This window comes from Lederbergia sp. B243.17 (assembly GCF_057657925.1).
In genome coordinates this window covers 18,390-34,075 of the sequence record NZ_JBWBKF010000027.1, presented here as the reverse complement: position 1 = coordinate 34,075, position 15,686 = coordinate 18,390, and the positions used below count along the sequence as shown (strand labels likewise).

At 42.9% G+C, this 15,686-nt stretch carries 15 protein-coding genes and 1 rRNA gene; 2 read left to right on the top strand and 14 right to left on the bottom strand.

Annotated elements, in window-relative coordinates; all coding sequences use genetic code 11:
* The 10 genes from AC0TWI_RS04135 to AC0TWI_RS04090 all read right to left on the bottom strand — a co-directional run.
* Positions 1-62 (bottom strand): 16S ribosomal RNA (locus tag AC0TWI_RS04135); the annotation flags it as partial.
* Positions 63-352: 290 nt separating this feature from the next.
* Entirely contained in the window at positions 353-1,345 is a 993-nt protein-coding gene (locus AC0TWI_RS04130) for a tagatose 1,6-diphosphate aldolase (RefSeq protein WP_488125072.1), read from the bottom strand.
* Positions 1,342-2,307 carry a hexose kinase gene (locus tag AC0TWI_RS04125; RefSeq protein ID WP_488125071.1) on the bottom strand — a complete coding sequence of 322 codons (966 nt, stop codon included), beginning with the start codon at positions 2,305-2,307 and terminating at the stop codon, positions 1,342-1,344. Before AC0TWI_RS04125 ends, AC0TWI_RS04130 begins: the two co-directional genes overlap by 4 nt.
* A complete protein-coding gene (locus AC0TWI_RS04120) occupies positions 2,300-3,472 on the bottom strand; it encodes an SIS domain-containing protein (RefSeq protein ID WP_488125070.1) in 1,173 nt (390 codons plus the stop codon). Before AC0TWI_RS04120 ends, AC0TWI_RS04125 begins: the two co-directional genes overlap by 8 nt.
* 86 nt (positions 3,473-3,558) lie before the next feature.
* Positions 3,559-4,275 (bottom strand): GntR family transcriptional regulator, encoded by a 717-nt coding sequence (locus tag AC0TWI_RS04115; protein ID WP_488125069.1) that lies wholly within the window; start codon positions 4,273-4,275, stop codon positions 3,559-3,561.
* Positions 4,276-4,382: 107 nt separating this feature from the next.
* The gene (locus AC0TWI_RS04110) at positions 4,383-5,162 is read right to left on the bottom strand and encodes a response regulator transcription factor (RefSeq protein WP_488125068.1); all 780 of its coding nucleotides are present in this window, start codon (positions 5,160-5,162) and stop codon (positions 4,383-4,385) included.
* Positions 5,155-6,846 carry a sensor histidine kinase gene (locus tag AC0TWI_RS04105; RefSeq protein WP_488125067.1) on the bottom strand — a complete coding sequence of 564 codons (1,692 nt, stop codon included), beginning with the start codon at positions 6,844-6,846 and terminating at the stop codon, positions 5,155-5,157. The genes AC0TWI_RS04110 and AC0TWI_RS04105 overlap by 8 nt, the downstream gene beginning before the upstream one ends.
* Before the next feature lie 56 nt (positions 6,847-6,902).
* A complete protein-coding gene (locus AC0TWI_RS04100; RefSeq protein ID WP_488125066.1) occupies positions 6,903-8,549 on the bottom strand; it encodes an ABC transporter permease in 1,647 nt (548 codons plus the stop codon).
* Positions 8,536-9,645, bottom strand: a complete 1,110-nt coding sequence (locus tag AC0TWI_RS04095; protein ID WP_488125065.1) for an ABC transporter ATP-binding protein — start codon at positions 9,643-9,645, stop codon at positions 8,536-8,538. The genes AC0TWI_RS04100 and AC0TWI_RS04095 overlap by 14 nt, the downstream gene beginning before the upstream one ends.
* Positions 9,646-9,684: 39 nt before the next feature.
* On the bottom strand, positions 9,685-10,707 hold the full coding sequence (locus AC0TWI_RS04090) for an ABC transporter substrate-binding protein (protein WP_488125064.1): 1,023 nt from the start codon (positions 10,705-10,707) through the stop codon (positions 9,685-9,687).
* A gap of 269 nt (positions 10,708-10,976) precedes the next feature.
* On the opposite strand from AC0TWI_RS04090, the gene glcT reads away from it, so the two are divergent.
* Positions 10,977-11,819 carry a glucose PTS transporter transcription antiterminator GlcT gene (glcT, locus tag AC0TWI_RS04085; protein WP_488125063.1) on the top strand — a complete coding sequence of 281 codons (843 nt, stop codon included), beginning with the start codon at positions 10,977-10,979 and terminating at the stop codon, positions 11,817-11,819.
* 169 nt (positions 11,820-11,988) lie between these two features.
* Positions 11,989-14,046 carry a glucose-specific PTS transporter subunit IIBC gene (ptsG, locus tag AC0TWI_RS04080; protein WP_488125062.1) on the top strand — a complete coding sequence of 686 codons (2,058 nt, stop codon included), beginning with the start codon at positions 11,989-11,991 and terminating at the stop codon, positions 14,044-14,046.
* 93 nt (positions 14,047-14,139) lie between these two features.
* On the opposite strand, the gene AC0TWI_RS04075 is transcribed toward ptsG, so the two are convergent.
* The 4 genes from AC0TWI_RS04075 to AC0TWI_RS04060 form a co-directional block, all read right to left on the bottom strand.
* Positions 14,140-14,406, bottom strand: a complete 267-nt coding sequence (locus AC0TWI_RS04075) for a pro-sigmaK processing inhibitor BofA family protein (RefSeq protein ID WP_488125075.1) — start codon at positions 14,404-14,406, stop codon at positions 14,140-14,142.
* Positions 14,407-14,489: 83 nt separating this feature from the next.
* Positions 14,490-14,720 (bottom strand): YaaL family protein, encoded by a 231-nt coding sequence (locus tag AC0TWI_RS04070; RefSeq protein WP_488125061.1) that lies wholly within the window; start codon positions 14,718-14,720, stop codon positions 14,490-14,492.
* Positions 14,720-15,316, bottom strand: a complete 597-nt coding sequence (recR, locus tag AC0TWI_RS04065) for a recombination mediator RecR (protein ID WP_488125060.1) — start codon at positions 15,314-15,316, stop codon at positions 14,720-14,722. Before recR ends, AC0TWI_RS04070 begins: the two co-directional genes overlap by 1 nt.
* Positions 15,317-15,329: 13 nt before the next feature.
* The gene (locus AC0TWI_RS04060) at positions 15,330-15,647 is read right to left on the bottom strand and encodes a YbaB/EbfC family nucleoid-associated protein (RefSeq protein WP_488125074.1); all 318 of its coding nucleotides are present in this window, start codon (positions 15,645-15,647) and stop codon (positions 15,330-15,332) included.
* Between the last annotated feature and the right edge of the window lie 39 nt (positions 15,648-15,686).

The following is a 15,686-nucleotide window of genomic DNA, read 5'->3' as shown; positions in this document are numbered from 1 at the left end:
ACTTGCATGTATTAGGCACGCCGCCAGCGTTCGTCCTGAGCCAGGATCAAACTCTCATTAAAGTTTGTTAGCTCATTTGCTGGTCTTGCTTAAAAGTAAATCATTGACGTTTGTTTCGTTCAGTTTTCAAGGAACAACTTCGTTCGCTCTTTTGGCGACTTTTCTATTATAGCAAGCTCACAATCAAATGTCAACATCTTTTTCAATTTAATTTTTCGCTTTGCTGTTGTTGCTGTTTCAGCAACGAATACTAATATACCATCTTATTTAGGGCTTGGCAAGAGGTTTTTTGAAAAACTTCTTTTCCTAAACAAAGCTCTGCACAATTGCTGTGCAGAGCTTTTGGATCTCCTCAGTCCAGCCATCTATCCCAAGGCACGGCAGTCTCCTCAATCGCATCCCGAACTCTTTTCAAATTGTCTGTCCCAGTTGTCTGAAGCCAGGAGTAATAAGTGTCTCTTCCTTCTGCGGCAAATGAGTGGACTCCGTCCTTCCAGATTGCCCGCCCGCACAGGCAGCCGTTAAATTGAGATCCCGAGTCTTTTGCAAAGTATAGTGTATCAATGAATTGTTCGTTGGTCACACCGCCGCTCAGATAGATAAACGGCAGTTTGCTCTTTTGTGAGCAGCTCAAGTAGGCGGCTGCTGCCTCCTCTTGGCTGAAAAGAGGCTCATAGTTATCGTATTGATCCTGCCCTTCAACATGGAAAATAGAAACCGGCACTTCCACTTTCAATAAATCGATGCCATATTCAGGCTTAGAGAACTCCTCCATGAAATATTCAACAATCTCCGGTTTTCTTTTTGCAAAGGTTGGGTCTTTGGCAGAGAGCCCGCTTGCGTCGTAAGAAACCGGCTCAAGGATGAACAATACATCGTTCTGTCTGCATTCGTCACCGACGCGCTTGATAGATGCCTTTTTTATACTATTATATATTTCTTCTTCCTTATTATCGTAATAGACCAAGAGTTTGATTGCGCTGGCTCCGCCCTTTACCAAGTCTTGAACAGCGTAGTGATCGACAAGGTTCGGCAAGCGGCCTTGTTCGGTCGCATCGTATCCTGTTTTTTCATAAGCCATGATCAAGCCGATATGGCTGTCCAGCTTTTCCGCGGCTTCCCAGCCAAACTCGGGATCGAGCAGCAAAGATGAGGACTGGTTTCCGAGTACCTCACTTACACCTTCTTTAAATCGAATAAGCCCCTCATCATAACCTATTTCTTCATTAAGAGATTGAATCATCTTGCCCAAAGAGCCGCGTTGGTCCATTGCCGTAGCAAAAACAAGATGGTTTTCATTTGATATGGCCTCTAGTCCCCTTTGTTTTCCAGGTGTTAATTTCATTTTTTCTCCCCCTGCAGTAGTTCTAGTTTTTCTATTATGATCCGGTCTATACACCAACCAATTTTTTCGGTATTGATGCAACCTGTTTGCTCCTCCATCGCATTCAGCACACCCATGGACAGGCCGTATTTGATCAGTTGCTCACCCTTCAGCCCGCGTGACAAACCTGACGCAAACCCGGCGATAACCGAATCACCGGATCCGACCGGATTTTTGGCGTCCACTGTTGGTACGGCAGCCCGATAATAGGAAGCGCCTTGCTTAATAAGCGCTCCTTTTGCCCCTAAGCTCACGACAATCAAGGGGATGCCTGCAAACAGCTCTGAGTTCCCAAGCGCTCTGATGATGTCAGCCTCATCATGAACAGTAGTACCGAGCAAATCTGCTAGCTCTTCCTGGTTCGGCTTTATCACATAAGGCTTCGCCGAACTTTTCAGCGTTTCAGCGAGCAGATTGCCATTTGTATCAAGAAGGACCGCCGCCCCCTGTTTTTGCGCCTCTTCAAGCAGAGACCGGTATGTACTTGCGTTCAACCCTTTCGGGAGACTACCTGATATGGTGATAATGTCCGCTTTTTTCGCTAACCCCGAAAAATCGTGCAGAAATCGTTCCTCTTCTTCAGGGGATATTTCCGGGCCGTTTTCGAGGATTTCTGTCTGTTGGCCGCCATGCAAGACGGCAATGCAATTTCTAGTCTCCCCTTTAATGGAAACAAGTGCATCCTGGATGCCATTGTTTGTTATTTGGCTGCGGATGAAGTCTCCTAGATGTCCGCCTGCAAAACCGGTAGCTGTCACCTTTTCTTCCAGCTGCCGGAGTACTCTGCTCACATTCAGCCCTTTTCCCCCGGCGGTTTTCGTTACTGCTTCTACACGGTTGACCGTATCAGTGGAGAAATGATCGAGCCGATACCCGATATCGACGGAAGGATTCATCGTGACCGTCAGAATCAATTTATTCACCCCGTTTATAGCTATAGATGGTCACACCTTGAACTACGCGGTTCACTTTGCCGTCCGGGCTCGGATTGTCAGGTGTAATGCCAAGCTGAATCGATTTTTTCAGGGCTAGTGTCTGTGGAAAAAGTACATATAGCAGTGCGAGATAAAAATCATTCGGTACCGGAGATTCTTCCTCATTCACCGCCAAGACCCAATCGGCGAGTTCCGCCACTTCACTCTCGGAACGTTCCGTAACCGCAACAATTTTATTTGTCTCATCTGCGGCCAATTCTCTTAATATGTCGAGATCATATTTTCTTGTATACGGATTCTGCGACATGAAGAGGACCGTAAGTGTTTTATCATTTAGGATCGACTTCGGGCCGTGACGGAAACCAAGTGAGGATTCGTGGATAGCAGCGACTTGTCCTGCCGAAAGCTCCAGCATCTTCAAGGCAGCCTCATGGGAAAGCTGACCGAGTAGCCCCGAGCCGAGATAGACAATTCGCTCAAAATCAAATGCAAGGACATCATCAACCTTTTCGCCGAGCGAATCCAATACACGCTTCCCGTTAGCAGCCAGACTGCGGATGACTTGATCTGTAAACTCCTTGCCTGAGAAAAGGGCATAGGCTAGCAAAATCATGCTCGTAAAGCTGCTTGTCATCGCAAACCCTTGGTCATGAGCCTTTTCGGGCGTCAATATTGTCAGGCTCTTCTCATCGTTTCTCGAATTCTTTGCCAAGACTCCGTCTTTGTTGCAAGTAATGTTCACTTGATAAAAGTCGTCAATGATCTGCCGGCCAAGCTCTACAGCAGCCAAGCTCTCCGGACTGTTCCCGCTTCTGGCAAACGAGACAAGGATCGTAGGCATTTCTTTCATTAAATATTGTTCAGGATTAGAGACGATGTCTGTTGTAGCTGCAGCCTCAAACGAGACCTGCTTTGTGTTCTGAAGCTGCGGAACGATCGTATCTCCTGCGAATGCCGATGTACCGGCTCCAGTGAACAGGACGCGGACGTGATCGTGTTTTTCATAGACCTTTTTAACAAATGACTTGAGAGACTCCTGATTCACTAAAAAATCCTTTGCCAATTGGCTCCAGACCTCAGGCTGATGATAAATTTCAGAAGCCGTATTCCATGCATTTTTCTGTTTCAACTCTTCTTCTGTCAGATTGAACAATGTAGTTCCTCCATTCAATGTGGTTATGTTGTCATTACCAGTTAATCTAAAACTAAACTCTATTAGCCGGAGCTGAATAGAGTTGATTAACGCAATTCTACGGTATAGGCAAATTTATTCCCTCTCGCCACACTGATCGAGTATTCAATCAGATCATCCTGGCAATAAGCCAACCGCTTGATCAGCATCGCCGGCTGATCGCTCATCATATTAAGATAGTGCGCTTCCTCTGGTCTGACCAGAGCAGCAGAAAACCGCTCCGTCGCTCTTGTCACGCCGATTTGGTAATCTTCGTTGAACACGCTGTACATCGGCCGCTCCACTAAGTCGGTGGCACTCAGGCGCGGAAACTTTTTCTTCGGCAAATACGATGTCTCATACATAAGCGGTTCATCATCCGCCAGCCGCAGCCGTGTCACTTTAAAAACCTCATCAAGCGGTTCAAGGCCCATTTTACCAGCAAGACGCTCGTCAATGGCGATTTCCGAAAAGGATAGAACCTTTGTTGACGGAACCCGGCCAAGCGCCTTCATTTCCTCTGTAAAACTATATAATTTCACCAGGTTCTGATTGATTGACTTAGGGGCAACAAACGTTCCCTTTCCGTGCAGCTTGTAAATATACCCTTCCCTCTCAAGCTCTTGCAGCGCCTGGCGGACGGTTATCCGGCTCATGTCATAGATGTCACAAAGCTCCCGTTCAGAAGGCAGCTTCTCAGACTCCCGATATTCCTGCTTGTCAATTTTTTTGATCAGTTCTTCCATCAGCTGCAAATACAAAGGAACCTTGCTGTTTTTGTCCACTTTGCTTTTCCCTACTTCCTAACAGTGGTTATTACCAGTTGGTTTCATTATAAAAAATCTACGTTGGAATGTAAAGGGTAATTTTTTGCGCTTTTTCTATATAAAAATCACTTATCCATAAAGTCACTTGGCAATAAGTTGGTATACTTTTTAAAGACCTTAATGAAATAACGATAATTGCTGTACCCAACATCCAATGCTATCATTGAGATCTTATCCCTGCCACCCTTTATCATTTCTATTGCTTTTTGAATGCGATACCTGTTTAAAAACTCATTAAATGTGTAACCTGTAGTTTCCTTGAATTTCTTATTCAAGTAGGTAGTGCTCATGTCCAAATCATGCACCAAATCTTCAATGCTAATTTTTTCTTGATAGTTCTCCTGGATATATTTAATGATTTCATTTACATGTTTCGACTGATAGGAGGTTGCTGTTTCCCACAAGTGTAATTTGTGAATTTTATTTGACCCCAGATCATTGAAGCTAGCCTTCAAGGCATGATACCTTTTCCTTTTGTCAATTGCTTCTTTTGCTCTTCCAATAGCTTCAATGAGCTCATTCTGTACAATTGGTTTTAACAAATAGTCACATACCTCATGTTTCAAAGCTTCTTTAACATAATTAAAATCATCATACCCCGATAAAACAATAGCACTAAACATATGCTTTTCCTTTGCTGCTGCTAACATTTCGATGCCATTCAAAATAGGCATATTAACATCTAAAAGAACAATATCCGGTTTTAAATCTGAAATTTTTACAAGTCCTTCTTCCCCATTCACCGCTTCACCAGCAATGAGACAATCAATGCCTGTCCAATCAATCACGTACTGTAATCCCTTGCGTATTATATCCTCGTCTTCCACAATTAGAATCTTATACATGTGGCTCATCACCTTTACGAACTGGAATGGTTATCTCAACTTTCGTGCCTTTTCCTATTTCACTGTGAATGGTGATTCCATAATCTTGTCCATATTGAAGTTTAATTCTCCTATGGGTATTGTATAGCCCTATGCTAGTCCCTTCATTTTGTGAGGCATTCAATTGCTCTCTAATCCGTTTCAGATCGTTCTCTGTTATTCCACCGCCATCATCTGTCACTGTCAGTTTAATGACATCTGTATCAAGCTCTCCCTGTATTTTAATATTCAGTTCCATCTGACTGGCATAACCATAGTTTATGGAATTTTCTATGATTGGTTGCAGCAGAAGCCTAGGTACATATACTTGCTTTGCTTCCTCAGGCATTTCAATATCATATTTTAGCCGATTGTTAAATCGGTGTTTATGCAACTGCAGATAATCGATTGTGTATTGCAAGTCCTTATCAAGCTTCTCTACGTCCATTTGATTATTAAGACTATATCTTAACAACCTTGATAAAGAAATAATAATTTCCTGTGCTGTACCTACATCAGCAAACATCATATACCTAATTGTTTCTAATATATTAAACAAAAAGTGCGGATTAAATTGGCTTTGCAGAAGTTTAATTTCATTGATTCTTCTTATGTCTGATAATTCTTTGTTGGTTTCCATTAGTTTATTTAGATTATCGAGCATTAAATTATATTGATCTGCAAAAACTTCAAATTCGTCACCAGTTTTTATATCAACATATGATTTGAGGTCTCCTTTTTCTAGGCGGGAAACTGCATTCATTAGCTTCCCGATTGATTCCCCGTTTTTCGTCGACATTTTCTCTGCTGAATTCTTCAATAAAAAATATAGGGATCCACCGATTATGATAAGAAAACCTAGATAAATCCACCAAATGATTGGGTCACCTTTTTTACTTGTCAATGTATACAATTTAAAAGGGATTGTTTTCTGTTCAGATTTCTTGACGTAATATAAAATATCCTTAACTTTTACAGTAGTTTTTCCTGTATACTCAGGTTTAAATTTGTTCATTAAACCCCTGACCACTTCATTAGAAGTCACAATAATGTTGTCATATTCATCCGTTATCACTACAATATCCGCCTTGTGCCCAAAAATCAGATTTTGAAGGTCTTCTTCGTAAAGCCTGTACAAGATATATCCCTTTATTTGGCCCTCAATGATAACAGCTTTTCCAAACGTTATTGCGGCTGTTTTCCCATGTGAAAGGTTTGTGCGGCTTACATCTATATATATATCTTCAGGTTTTTTGTTTATTCCGGACAGATTTCCTTTTAAAATACCTTCATCATTGCCGTTGGTGGACGCTAAAAAGATATGGTTACGGTCAACTAAATAAAAGGCACTTTTTACTTGCTGTCGATTATTAAAGTTATAGAATTCCTCATATACCAAGTGTCCTTTCCTTCGGGTTACAAGAAGTTGCCTAACAACATTTGATTCTGACATCCTGTTGATTTCTTGTATATATTCCTCAAATACACCGTTAATCTCGTCTTTTATAATCGCCGCAGCTTGATTGGTATCATGCACGGTTTTCACTTTGAAAAGGAAAACCGTGAAGAGGATGAATAGAATAATGACAAACAAAATAGGAATGACAGTGTATTTTAGAAAAAGAGATTTAGTCGCTTGCTTAAAACTGCTCTTTTTTCGATTCATACTGTCACTCCTATCGTCTATATTATTGCTATATCATTTTTTGGACTATCGCTTTATTAAATCGCAACCTCCTTCTTTCCTGTTAGTTTAAAGAATAGCAAAAGCGATAAAATGGTAATGGCCATCAAAATTGTGGAGAGTGCTGCTGCTGTACCATAATTACCACGAATGACCTCTGTATAAATAGCAATTGTCATTGTTTTCGTATTGGCCGTATACAGGATAATAGATGTACTTAGCTCACTAATTATTGTCACCCAACTGAGAATGGCACCCGAAATAACCCCAGGGAGCATCATCGGCAGCGTGATTTTAAAGAACGTCTTTATATTGGACGTCCCTAAACTAGCAGCTGCTTCCTCCACGCTAGGACTGATTTGATGCACAATTGCCGCACTGGAACGAATGGTATAAGGAAGTCTCCTAATTACAAATGAAATAACTAAGATTGCTGCAGTACCGCTTAGCAACAAGGGTTTACTATTAAAGGAAAGCAAAAGCGCGATACCCAAAACAGAGCCAGGAACAATATAGGGTACCATCGAAATAACATCTAGCCCATTTGTCAAAGTATTCCTTCTTCTAACTGTAACATAAGCAATTAAAATTGCGATTAAAACAACAAAGAACAAAGCAAGAAAACCAAGTAGAAAAGTATTTAGAATCGAATCTCCGCCACGCTCGAATGCGAGTCTAAAACTATCCAAGGAGTACCCCTTTGTAAAGATCCTTCCAGATGTCTGTAAGAACGCCGTATAAACTACATACAATTGCGGAAGGATAGCCAAAGCCAAAAAGCCATAGACATATAAATGAGCAAAAAAATTACGCAACCCTTTTTCCTGCTTTTCTTTAATAGGGTGCAGAGCACTCATAGAAAATGATTTTCTGTTTGTAATATATTTTTGTAAAAGGAAAATTGACAAAGCCAAGATAATGACAATAACGCTGATTGCAGCAGCAAATCCATCCTCTCCGCCCATTTCGCTGATAAACTCATTGAAAATAAGGACTGGCAAGGTTTTATAGCCTTCTCCAATCAACATAGGTGTCCCAAAATCTGCGAGTGCCCGCATGAATACTAGCAATGCACCTGCTAACAAGGTAGGAATAATTAAGGGAATAATAACCTTAACCATCTTCCGTATCCCTGTATATCCCATGCTCTCCGCTGCTTCAAGCAAGGAGCTGTCAATACTCTTTAAGGCTCCCATTAAATACATATAAATTAACGGGGTCAATTGCAGAGTTAGCACAATCAGGATGCCGGTAAAACCATATATATCCGGAGTATTGATATGCAGGTAATCTTTAATGAAATTCGTTACAACTCCATTTCTGCCCATCAATAAAATCCAAGAATATGCACCAATAAAGGGCGGAGCCATAGAGGAAATCAATATCAAGATTTGTAAGAACAGCTTTCCCTTAATTTTAAATGTGGTCATAATATACGCAAGGGGGGTTGCTAAAATAACAGCACACAGTGTAACAGCAATCGTTACTTTTAAACTGTTAAAGAGAGCACTATAATAGTATTTTTTTCCGAAAAACTGATAGAAATAAGCTAGGCTAAAAGAGCCCTCTTTATTAAAGCTTTCCTTTAACAAAGTAAATAGAGGAAAAACCAATACCAAAATATAGAGCAAAAAGATACCCAATGTAACGACCGTCCATATATCTTTCTTTTTAGTTGATGCCATTTGTAACACCCTCTAAAATGTTTTTCTCACTAGTGAAGTCAAATACATTTATTTTATCAGCCTTTACTTGAAGCTTTACTTTTGTCCCCGGGTTTATTGTGTCTCTTAATGTGGACTCTTGAGTAATCTGTACTTTTTCTCCAGTTGTTAGCTCTGCAAAGTACTGAATATTCATCCCCAAAAATACATTGTCCAAAATAGTAGCATCTATTCCTTCATTTGTGTTACTAATTAAAAATTCCTCTGGTCTGATGGAAACTTTTACAGGCAATTCGTCCCCGTGAATATTCTTATCCAGCGGAAGGATTCTCACCTTATACCCCTCATCTAAAACCAATTGAAAGACACCCTTTTCTTTCCTAACTTTTCTCTCTAAAATATTCGTCCTGCCTATGAAACTCGCAACAAATACATTGGAGGGGCGAAGGTAAATTTCTTGAGGAGTTCCTAATTGCTGTATCTCTCCTGAGTTCATAACCGCAATCCGGTCAGAGATTGCCATCGCCTCCTCTTGATCATGGGTAACATAGACAGTCGTAATGCCCACTTTCCGCTGAATCTCCTTAATCGCTTCTCTCATGTCAATCCGAAGCTTTGCATCAAGATTGGACAAAGGCTCATCCATTAGTAGTACACTGGGCTCAATGACGATTGCTCTTGCAAGTGCAATTCTTTGCTGTTGGCCCCCTGATAAATTCTCAGGAAGCCTGTTCTCGTATTGTTTTATCTGTACAACTTCCAACATCTCAGTAACTCTTCGCTCTGATTCCGCTTTGGAAATTTTTCGATTTCCTAATCCAAACGCCACGTTCTGTTTAACTGTTAAATGGGGGAAAATTGCATAATTCTGAAACACCATTCCTATATTTCTATGTTGCGGGGATATATCATTCATTATTTTTTCATCGAATGCGATCTCTCCGCCTTCTATACTATTAAAACCTGCAACCATTCTTAATAACGTTGTCTTTCCACAGCCTGATGGTCCAAGAAGGGTGAATAATTCACCCTTCTTGATTCCAAATGACAGCCCGGGGATAACGGTAGTATCGTTGTACTTTTTAATGACATTCCTGAAATTAATTGAAATACTCACTGTAAAGTCTCCTTCCACTGTCTAACTCTTCATGATGATTTATTGTTGGGCATCTGTGAAAACCTCAATATAGCGTTTCACAATGTCATCCCTATGTTCTTTAACATATTCTTCGTCCTCCTGAATTACATGAATTTCTTCAAGTGGAGTCATATGGTCGCCAAGTTTCACATCACTTCTTAACGGACGATTTGTCAGTTCCATGCCAAACGCATCTTGTGCTTCTTTAGATGTAATAAAGTCAACGAATTTCTTAGCATTATCCAAGTTTTTGGAGCCCTTCACAATTTCAACACCCGCATCAAGGAAGACCGCTCCTTCTTTTGGATAAATAATCTCTACTGGAGCTCCATCTCGAACATAACTTGCAGATGGATCTTCATAAGTAAGGCCTACAACATATTCACCATCTGCTACTCCTTTATGAACAGCACCTGAACCGCTTGCAACCTTTCCGTCAAGATTTTCAATCAGCTTGGACACGTAGTCCCAGCCCTTTTCTGATTCGTAATCTCCCCCCATGGCCAAAAGCATATTGGTCAATTGAGCGAATGCTGAACTTGAGCTTGCAGGATCGGCTGCCGCAATTTTCCCTTTCAATTTCGGATTCAATAAATCCTCATAACCTTCGATTTTAATATCCCCAATGAGATCTGTATTAACGAGCAATACACTGCCGTCGGCAATATAAGGTGTTAAAAATCCATCTACATTTCTATGTTCCGGCAGCATCTCTTCATTATTTTTTGATACATATTCTTCGAATAGTTCCGGGTAGCCTAACGCTTGAGCCTTACTGCCCCCAAACATAATATCCGCATAAGGATTTTCTTTTTCTGATTGAATGCGCTTAATCAACTCACCAGTACCAGCTGAAATTAGTTCAACCTTCACACCCGTCTCCTTTTCAAACATCGGAATCAGAGTATCAATAATGTCTTCGCTATTAGGTGAATAAACAACAAGTTTGTTATCTTTCTCTTTAGACGTACTCTCATTTCCGCAAGCAGCTAAATAAATGCCCATAGATAGAACAATTAATAAACTAAAGATTTTTTTCATCATCCATCCTCCCTTTTATACCTTTATTATATTTTTCGCGGAAAGCGGTTACAATGTCACATTTGGACATTGTTGTCTACTATTAGTAACTTTGTGAATACAATATCAATCTGTCTTTCATTGTCTCGGTTGAAAATAGATGCTTAGGAATCTTATTTCCTCCTCATTCATTGAGACCAGGGTGACTTTGAGTAATCCCGTTGACTTCCCGACAGCCGTCTTTTAGTATAGATGTACTACTGATGAGGTTTGGCGAACGGAGACGGAGTATGGCAAAATTACTGATTGAAAAGGCATTGAACAACAATGTCATTATCGCTGAACACCCTTCCTACAAGGAAGTGGTGGTCATTGGCAAGGGCATCGGTTTCAATCGCAAGTCCGGGGAAACAATTGACACGGATAAGATTGAAAAACTGTTTGTGCTAAAAGATGAAAAAGAACAGGAAAATTATATAAAGCTGCTTCCCCATCTTGACCCCCTCTACCACGAGGCGATCATTTCAGCTATTGATCTGATTAAGAAGCGGTCCCATTCTTCACTTAATGAGCATATCCATGTTGCTTTGACAGACCATCTGCTGTTTGCACTTAATCGGATATCTCAAGGAATGGAGATCAGCAATCCTTTTCTCGTTGAAACGAAGGCGCTTTACCGCATGGAGTATGAGGTGGCAAAAGAAGTGGTGGATTTGATTGGAGAAAAAACCGGCATTTACCTGCCGATCGGGGAAATCGGATTTATTGCTCTTCATATCCATAGTTCAATCACCAATCAGGATCTCTCTGCCGTCAACCAGCATTCACAATTGATCAGCAGTCTCGTCAGCATGGTGGAACAGCAGCTGGGGATCGAAATCGATCGGGAGAGTATTGACTATATGCGGCTTGTCCGCCATCTTCGGTTTGCGATTGAGCGAATCAAAAAAGGCGAGATGGTGGAGGAACCCGAAAAGATCGCTTCCCTCTTGAAAGAGGAATATCCGCTATGCTATAATCTTGCCTGGAAGCTCATTAAAGTAATGCAGCAAACACTTAGAATGAAAGTTTATGATGCGGAAGCCGTCTATTTGACGATGCACTTGCAGCGGCTTCAGGCAAAATCTAAATAAATCCAGTTTCTTGCGTGTCACTGATTCGATCAGGCATGAGTTAAGAATTGGTTGAAATGAAGAATCCCAAGGCGATTTGGGTCTTTTTTCGATCAAGTCTTTTCTCATGCCTTTTTGTGTTTCAGCATTCATTTTCTGAGCGAACTATATATACTTTGGAGGTCATACTATGTTTAAAAAAGCGTTTGGCGTCTTGCAGAAAGTCGGAAAAGCACTCATGCTGCCAGTCGCTCTCTTACCCGCTGCCGGACTGCTGCTCGGAATCGGAAACGCGATGCAGCAGCCGACAATGCTTGAGTATTTGCCGTTTCTCGATGCTTCCTGGATTCAGCTGATTGCTAGCGTCATGGAAGACGCAGGCAGCATCATCTTCGGAAACCTGCCGCTTATTTTTGCTGCAGGGGTGGCGATCGGCTTGGCCGGCGACGGAGCTGCAGGGCTTGCAGCCTTGGTCGGATATCTTGTGCTTAATCAGGTGATGAGCACTTGGGCCGGCGTTACAGCGGATACGGTGGCAAATGACCCGGGATATGCAAATGTCCTCGGAATCCCAACACTTCAAACCGGTGTTTTCGGGGGAATTATTGTCGGGTTAATTGCCGCATACTGTTATAACCGGTTCCATGATATTGAGATGCCTTCTTTCCTCGGATTTTTTGCAGGTAAACGGTTTGTGCCGATTGTAACGGCGGCCTCTTCTTTGGTTGCAGGTCTTTTGCTTCTGCTTATTTGGCCGCCGATCCAGCATGGAATGAACAGTGCTTCCAATTGGCTGCTCGGCAGCGGTACTTATATCGCGGTTTTCTTCTTTGGGTTTATCAAACGGCTGCTGATCCCATTCGGTCTGCACCATATCTTCCATGCTCCGTTCTGGTATGAGTTTGGTTCCTACCAGACAGCGGCAGGCAATATTGTTCGCGGGGATATGACGATTTTCTTCGCACAGCTGAAAGACAATGTTCAACTTACAGCCGGATATTTCATGGGTGGGGAATTCCCGGTCATGATGTTCGGATTGCCGGCGGCAGCACTTGCGATGTATCATACTGCCAAACCGGAAAAGAAAAAACTTGTCGCAGGATTGCTCGGTTCTGCTGCACTGACATCATTCCTGACGGGGATTACCGAACCGCTTGAGTTTTCATTTATGTTCGTGTCTCCATTGCTGTTTGTGCTTCATGCCGTGCTTGACGGGCTTTCCTTTGTTTTGCTGACCATGTTCAAGGTCCATCTTGGGTACACGTTCTCCGGCGGAGCCATCGACTTCTTGCTGTTCGGGATTCTGCCTGGGAAAGAACGCTGGTGGATTGCGATTCTGCTCGGCCTCGTCTTTGCGGTCATCTATTATACGGTCTTCCGCTTTGCGATTACGAAGTTGAATTTGAAGACACCGGGAAGAGAAGACGACGAAGAAACTGGCGAACAAGAGAAAAAAGGAACTGCTGGCGATCTTCCTTACCAGATTCTCGACGCAATGGGCGGACAAAGTAACATCGCCCATCTCGATGCTTGCATTACGCGCCTCCGCGTATCGGTCAATGATATTCAGGCTGTCGACAAAGACGGACTGAAGAAGTTGGGCGCTGCAGGGGTGCTGGAAGTCGGAAACAACATCCAGGCCATTTTTGGCCCTCGTTCTGAAACGATCAAAGGACAAATGAATGATATTATGAGTGGGAAAAAACCGCGCAAGGTTGAAAAAGCTCCTGACGCGGATATTGAAAAACAGATCGAGGAAGTCAATCCTGATGCTTTAAGAAATGAAAAAGCAGATGAAAGCTTTGCCGCTCCGATTGAAGGCGAACTGATCCCAATCAGTGAAGTGCCTGATCCGGTTTTCGCAGAAAAAATGATGGGGGATGGGTTTGCCATCGTTCCTGAAGAGGGCATCGTCGTTTCCCCTGTTGACGGAAAAATCATCAACCTGTTCCCGACAAAGCATGCGATCGGCATTCTGTCCGACAGCGGACGTGAAATCCTGATCCATGTAGGATTGGATACCGTCAATTTGAAAGGCGAAGGGTTTGAAACACTCGTATCTGAGAACGATCTGGTCAAACAAGGCCAGCCGCTATTGAAGTTCGATATCCCGTATATTAAGGAACATGCAAAATCGACGATTACACCGATCGTCTTCACAAATCTTGCTGCTGGCGAAAGCATCGTGATTGAAAAGAAAGGCTCAGTCAGCCTGAAGCAGGAGGGCATCATCAAAATCAGCAAGTAAGAATACACTCGTCCATGCCGGCCCGGATTTTTCCGAGCCGGTTTTTTTGCACAAAAAAACATCCGCGATTTCACGGATGCTATCTACAGTAGACTAACCGATAATCCAATACTGGATCATCGCCAACGCCGCTACTCCGGGTATCCCTAAAAACCCGGATATGGCGGATGTGGCAAAATTGATCGGAACAAAAATCCCGAAGCGGTTGCCCGCTGCATTCAAAAAGAATAAGAACAGTGCGCCGATCACCAGCTTCATAAAAGATATGCCGAACCATTTCGCCGCTTTGCCGGGCAGCCCGACGAGAAGCAGCAGCAGGATCAGCACGGCAATCGCCGAAATGACAATGACAGGACTGATGCTCACCTTCATCCCTCCCGGATCCGTCTTCTTGCCGTATTATATGAAGGGATTGTCCGATTAGAACGTTTTTTTGTTCCTGCCTATCTTTTCAACGATATTTTGCGCCGCTTCGCTTCGGCTAAAAGCAGAAAATACTTCGCCTTGGCTATCTTCACCTCAATGCGCAGTTCTTCATTGGCACCGTAGCTCAGCCGCTCAAGCTGCTCCTGGTGAAACCAATCGGCTTTCATCGCCTCTATTGAATCGATCAGAGCCTGATCAAATTGCTTGCGGAGTTTTTGCTTCTTGAACAAACTGCGCACCTTCCCCATTACAATTCTCTTCTTCCCTCAAGCGCTTTGGAGAGCGTCACTTCGTCCGCATATTCCAAATCCCCTCCGACCGGAAGGCCATGGGCAATCCTTGTAACCGAGATGCCCGACGGCTTCAGCAAACGGGAAATATACATTGCGGTCGCTTCTCCTTCAATGTTCGGGTTCGTCGCCAAAATGACCTCTTTCACCGTCTCGTCCTGCAGCCTCTTTAACAGGTCCGGAATGTTAATATCCTCCGGCCCAATTCCCTCCATCGGGGAGATGGAGCCGTGAAGAACATGATAGAGGCCGGTGTATTCTTTCATCTTCTCCATTGCAATTACGTCTCTCGGTTCCTGCACAACACAGATGACGCTCCGGTCTCTGCGGGGGTCGCTGCAAATATAGCAAGGATCCTGGTCTGTAATATGGCCGCAGACCGAGCAGAAGCCAAGATCCCTTTTTGCATTGACAAGTGCCTTTGCAAAGTCCAGCACGGTCTCCTCTTTCATGCCAAGAACGAAAAACGCCAGGCGGGCAGCTGTTTTTGGCCCGATTCCCGGCAGTTTCATAAAGCTGTCAATCAGCTTGGAGATAGGTTCTGGATAATACATATTTTTTTACCTCCTACATTCCAGGCAGGTTGATTCCTTTCGTGAATTGACCCATTGTCTTGTTGGTCAGTTCCTCAGCCTGTTTCAGCGCTTCGTTTGTTGCAGCGATGACAAGGTCTTGAAGCATTTCGATGTCGTCAGGATCTACGACTTCCTCACTGATTTTAACATCCAATACTTCTTTATGTCCGGATACAACGACAGTGACCATGCCGCCGCCTGCAGTTCCTTCAATCCGCTTTTCGCCCAGTTCTTCCTGAGCCTCTGCCATTTTCTTTTGCATCTTCTGCATCTGTTTCATCATGCCTTGCATATTTCCCATTCCTCGCATCATCTTCAAAACCTCCGCATAATTAGATTTTTAGCTTAG